The organism is Streptomyces pratensis (genome assembly GCF_037137275.1).
Lineage (GTDB): Bacteria > Actinomycetota > Actinomycetes > Streptomycetales > Streptomycetaceae > Streptomyces > Streptomyces pratensis_B.
Map to the genome: position 1 here is coordinate 1 of NZ_JBBBEN010000009.1, position 769 is coordinate 769.

Consider the following 769-nt stretch of genomic DNA (forward strand, 5'->3'; position numbering starts at 1 on the left):
GGGTCTGATCCTGATCACCCACGACCTGGGCGTGGTCGCCGACGTCGCGGACAAGATCGCCGTCATGTACGCGGGCCGGATCGTCGAGACCGCCCCCGTCCACGAGATCTACCGGGCCCCCGCCCACCCGTACACCAAGGGCCTCCTGCGCTCCATCCCCCGTCTGGACCAGAAGGGCCAGGAGCTCTACGCCATCAAGGGCCTGCCCCCCAACCTGCTCCACATCCCCCCGGGCTGCGCCTTCAACCCCCGCTGCCCGATGGCGAGGGACGTGTGCCGCAGCGACGTGCCTCCGCTCTACGAGGTGGACGAGCACCGCCGGAGCGCCTGCCACTTCTGGAAGGAGACGCTCGATGCACGCTGACCGCGACCGGGGCGCGAGGCCCGCAGGGACGGGTGCGGGCGCGAGGGGTTCCACCCTGGCGTCGCCGGCCCGCGAGGGCGGCGCCCCGTACGCCGACGGCGACCCGATCCTCCAGGTCCGGGGCCTGGCCAAGCACTACCCGCTGACCCAGGGCATCCTGTTCAAGCGGCAGATCGGCGCGGTCCGGGCCGTCGACGGCGTCGACTTCGACCTCCACGCGGGCGAGACCCTGGGCATCGTGGGGGAGTCCGGCTGCGGCAAGTCGACCGTCGCCAGGATGCTCGTCCACCTGGAGCGCCCCACCGCCGGCGCGATCCACTACAAGGGCCAGGACGTCTCCCGGCTGTCCGGGCGGGCGTTGAAGGCGGTGCGCCGCAACATCCAGATGGTGTTCCAGGACCCGTA

The 769-nt window shown here is 71.9% G+C and carries 2 protein-coding genes; both read left to right on the forward strand.

From position 1 onward, the window contains the following. A partial coding sequence (locus V9U70_RS00045) for an oligopeptide/dipeptide ABC transporter ATP-binding protein (RefSeq protein WP_336672312.1) occupies nucleotides 1-364 on the forward strand: 364 nt, incomplete at its 5' end. Then, nucleotides 354-769: ATP-binding cassette domain-containing protein (locus V9U70_RS00050; RefSeq protein WP_336672313.1), on the forward strand; the 416-nt coding region annotated here is incomplete at its 3' end. The genes V9U70_RS00045 and V9U70_RS00050, both read left to right, overlap by 11 nt.